This is a genomic window from Boseongicola sp. (assembly GCF_057460485.1).
The window spans coordinates 1-4,111 of the sequence record NZ_JBVCWP010000318.1 but is presented as its reverse complement, the minus strand read 5'-3'; the positions used below and the strand labels follow the sequence as shown (position 1 = coordinate 4,111).

Here is a 4,111-nt window from a genome sequence, read left to right as displayed (position 1 = left end):
GCAGTATCGTGTCATTCATGAACACCGGGGCGCACCCCGACGACGAAACATCAGCCATGCTTGCAGCCCTGCGTTTTCGCGACGGTATAGACATCTCTTACGCCTGTTCGACCCGTGGTGAGGGCGGGCAAAACGACATTGGCACCGAAACGACTGAAGCCTTGGGCGTCTTGCGCACCGCGGAAATGGAAGCCGCTTGCGATCAGCTTGATCTACGCATGTATTGGCTCTCCGAAGGCCCAGACGACCCTATATTCGACTTCGGCTTTTCAAAATCTGGCAAAGAGACACTTGGAAAATGGGGCCGCGAGCGGACATTGGCGCGTTTCGTCGAGATTATACGCCGCGAACGCCCCGACATCATCTGTCCCACGTTTCTGGATGTCCCGGGCCAACACGGCCACCACCGCGCAATGACTGAAGCCGCCCACACGGTCATGGGCCTCTCTGCAGACCCGGATTTCAAAGGGAGCGATCTCCCCGCATGGCAGGTCAAAAAACTCTATCTTCCCGCGTGGTCCGGCGCTGGACAGGCCTATGACGACGACCTTCCGCCGCCTCCCGCGACGCTGACCGTGACAGCCACAGACAGCGATCTCGTCACCGGCTGGAGTTTTGCGCGCATCGGACAGCAAAGCCGCGTCCTTCACGCCACCCAAGCCATGGGACGATGGGTCCGGCGCGGGGACGAAACAGATTTCCCCCTCCACCTTGCACAAACGCGCGTAGCCGGCCCCGACACCGACATTGTATCCAGTTTGCCCGCAACCCTTACAGATCTTCCCGCGCCAGAGGCGAGCGAACACCTTGAAATCGCACAGAAAGGTATTGATGCTGCGCTCGCAGCTTTCCCGTCCTGTCCGGAAGTCCTCGTCTATACAACCCGCGCCCTTACCGCGCTGAGATACGCGCGCGACGCCCTCAGCGCCGACAACCAAAGCGCCTTCGGCCACAAGCTCGCCCGTAAAGAAGAACAGCTTTCCAAGGTCATACGCATCGCGGCAGGTGTTGAGCTTCACGCCACGCTCGCCAAAGACGTCCTGCGACCCGGTGACAGCGTAGACGTTGTCTTTGAAACCGATCCAGGCGCCGCCACCTTGGACGTGAGCACCTTCCTTCCGAGCGGCTGGTCACAGAACGGCGACACCCTATCGCTCGACAAAACAGCGACCACCTCAAACCCATACCCCGACACCTACCTGCCGGGCGCACCCGAAGCGCCTTGCCTTAGTGTGAATGTCACTGTCCACGGCCTCACATCGACAACAACCGTCCCCTTTGAGACCACGCCCGTCGTCGTCCCAACCCGTGCCGCCACGATTAGCCCAAAGGCCGAAATTATAAATACGGCGGCACCAAACCGCACCATTGTGGTTCGCGTGGAAGACGTTGGCCCACTAGACGCCGACGTTACTCTTAAAGTCCCCGAGGGCTGGCATGCCGAGCGAACCGACAATCAATTCTTCATCAAGGCCCCGAAGGACCTTCAAACCGGCCTTTACGTTTTAACACTTCAGATCGAAGGCGAAGACGCGGCAAGCATCCAGCATATCCAGCGCGCCCACATTACTCCCCGCGCCCTCGTGCGCGCCGCCGAGATCAAAGTGCGCGTTGTAAACGCCACGCTGCCCGACGTGCGCGTCGGCTACATTGGCGGCGGCAACGACCGGATCGCGCATTGGCTATCTCGCATGGGGACGGATGTCACCGATCTCTCAGACACGGATCTGACAGACGCCACTCTCGCAAAGTTCGACACCATCGTCGTCGGTATCTTCGCAATGAAATTTCGCCCCGGCCTGTCCGACGCAATGCCACGCCTCCACGCCTGGACACGCAATGGTGGAACCTTGGTCACGCTCTATCATCGTCCTTGGGACAACTGGGACGCTGAAACAACAGCGCCGTATCGCCTTGAAATCGGGCAGCCGTCATTGCGTTGGCGCGTTACTGACGAAGCCGCAAAGGTTGACCTGCTGGAGCCAGACCACTCACTTCTTCACACCCCAAACGAAATTGGGGCCGATGATTGGGCAAACTGGCATAAAGAGCGCGGCCTTTACTTCGCGAAAGATTGGGACGTGGCCTATAAACCCCTGATCTCAATGCACGACCCAGACGAAGCCCCCTTACACGGTGCTTGGTTGGCAGCTGACGTCGGCGCCGGGCGGCACATCCACATGTCTCTCATCTTGCACCACCAAATGGAAAAGCTATCACCCGGAGCCTTCCGCATAATGGCCAATCTTCTTGCTCGTCGCAGTTGACCAACCTCGCAATCTGACTGGTGCCGCCTGGCTGTTGGTGGACATGTCACTCAACATCTGGGCGCTGGCCATCGTCAAAGCTGTGGGGCTGGGCTACCCGGCTTTCCAAATCGTGTTCCTGCGCGCACTGGTGGGTCTCGTTCTGATGCTTCCATGGATCCTCCAACACCGACAAGCCTTCTCGAATTTAACCGACCTGCCGCTGCACCTGATGCGCGTCGTCTTTTCTGCCATAGCCCTAACGGCCAGCTTTTATGCCATCACCCGCCTACCGCTGGCCCTGTTTACGGCGATCGGCTTCACCCGTCCGATCCTGACCATGATCGCCGCTGCGCTCATCTTGCGCGAAATCATTTCCCGAGGTCGTTGGGCCGCCGCCCTCGTCGGACTGCTTGGCGCCATCATAGCTGTAGAACCTGCCAAGCATTCTGGCGGTTCCGGCCTTGCCGCACAGGTCATCACCGTCATCTCGGCAACCGCGGTCGTGATCGTGACGCGCCGCCTTGTTGAAGCGCCGACCGTTGTGATGATGACGTTTTACACCGCCGGATTGACGGTGATCGCCGTCCCCTTTGCGCTCGCATCATGGCAACCCGTGCCCGCAGACCAATGGCCCGCGCTCCTTGCCATCGGAGCCTTCGCCCAGTGCGCGCAATTTTGTTTTTTGCGCGCGCACAGATATGGTCAGGCGGCTTTCCTCGCGATCTTGTCTTATGCCAGCCTGATCTTCTCCACGACTGTCGGCTATTGGGTCTTCGAAGAGGTTCCAAGCCTAAGCTTCTGGTTCGGAGCGTCGCTGATTATCGCCGCAACGCTTTGGATCACACTGCACCGCGCGCCCACAGCAGCAGCCGCACAACCGTCGGTATAAAACGTTGCCCGGAAGCTCATATAAAATAGTGCAGACGAGTTTAGTCGGTTCGGCCCACTGGACTCCTTCATTTCGCATCACAGCAGACTAGACAAAGAAATAACACCTTGATAAACGGCGGGTCGCCGCAAGTTATTGTAAATTTTTTCTAGAGAGGTGGTGGAAACCACATGCAGGTCAGTGTTCGCGACAACAATGTCGATCAAGCCCTTCGGGTCTTGAAGAAAAAGCTACAGCGCGAAGGCGTGTTCCGTGAAATGAGGCTCAAGCAACATTTCGAGAAACCGTCCGAGAAAAAGGCGCGTAATAAAGCTGAAGCAATCCGCCGTGCCCGTAAATTGGCGCGTAAGAAATTAGAGCGCGAAGGGTAATGTAAGTCATAGCTTTGCATTGACGGATTTTGAAACCGCCCGTGGCGGCAGCGTCAGATTAAATGAACCTGCTCACTCTGATGCTGAGCGGAGTATGGAAGCTCGGACTTTTTTATACTTGCTTGGTGATCATCAATCAGCACGACACTAAGACCGGAGAAGGTTCTAACCCAAACCGCAACAGTTTAGTTGGCGCGGTCAATGAATATAACGCTGTCCCAATCCGCGCTCAGCGGGCATTTCTGTCGCCGAAGGCCAAGCGCACAATAAGTGACAGCACCATGCCGCCCGACCTCACGCTCGGACATTTCCTGACCTGACCTCTTCTCCTCGACTGGGGCAAGCAAGAGAGGTTATTCGGGGTCGCCTGATACCATCGAGAAAACTGGTGATATCATGTGCGGACATACATGGCCCCGTCATTTTAATGGGGTCCAGCCGTAGAATTCAGGCGGCTGTTTTGAGTTTCATGTCAGGTGTTATGCCGCCGATGCCCATGTTGGGTCGCTCGTTGTTGTAAGTCCAGAGCCATACCGTGGCCTGATCCTGTGCCTCCTCAATCGTTTCAAAGATGTATTGGCTGAGCCACTCGCCGCGAACTG

At 57.3% G+C, this 4,111-nt stretch carries 5 protein-coding genes; 4 read left to right on the top strand and 1 reads right to left on the bottom strand.

Features of this window, described 5'->3' with window-relative positions:
• The 4 genes from AC221Y_RS21135 to AC221Y_RS21120 all read left to right on the top strand — a co-directional run.
• Window positions 1–2,267: PIG-L family deacetylase (locus tag AC221Y_RS21135; protein WP_486708323.1), on the top strand; the 2,267-nt coding region annotated here is incomplete at its 5' end.
• On the top strand, window positions 2,251–3,138 hold the full coding sequence (locus tag AC221Y_RS21130; RefSeq protein WP_486708322.1) for a DMT family transporter: 888 nt from the start codon (window positions 2,251–2,253) through the stop codon (window positions 3,136–3,138). The genes AC221Y_RS21135 and AC221Y_RS21130, both read left to right, overlap by 17 nt.
• Window positions 3,139–3,308: 170 nt before the next feature.
• Entirely contained in the window at window positions 3,309–3,509 is a 201-nt protein-coding gene (rpsU, locus tag AC221Y_RS21125) for a 30S ribosomal protein S21 (RefSeq protein WP_299753777.1), read from the top strand.
• A gap of 62 nt (window positions 3,510–3,571) precedes the next feature.
• Window positions 3,572–3,829: a hypothetical protein gene (locus AC221Y_RS21120; protein WP_299753776.1), complete on the top strand. Its 258-nt coding sequence runs from the start codon at window positions 3,572–3,574 to the stop codon at window positions 3,827–3,829.
• Window positions 3,830–3,956: 127 nt separating this feature from the next.
• Here the strand turns inward: AC221Y_RS21120 and AC221Y_RS21115 are convergent.
• Window positions 3,957–4,111 (bottom strand): integrase core domain-containing protein (locus AC221Y_RS21115; protein ID WP_486708324.1); only part of this gene is annotated, 155 nt, incomplete at its 5' end.

Coding starts and splice junctions, on each gene's coding strand:
- rpsU (WP_299753777.1), top strand. CDS start 3,309: ATGCAGGTCAGTGTTCGCGACAACAATGTCGATCAAGCCCTTCGGGTC.
- AC221Y_RS21120 (WP_299753776.1), top strand. CDS start 3,572: ATGAACCTGCTCACTCTGATGCTGAGCGGAGTATGGAAGCTCGGACTT.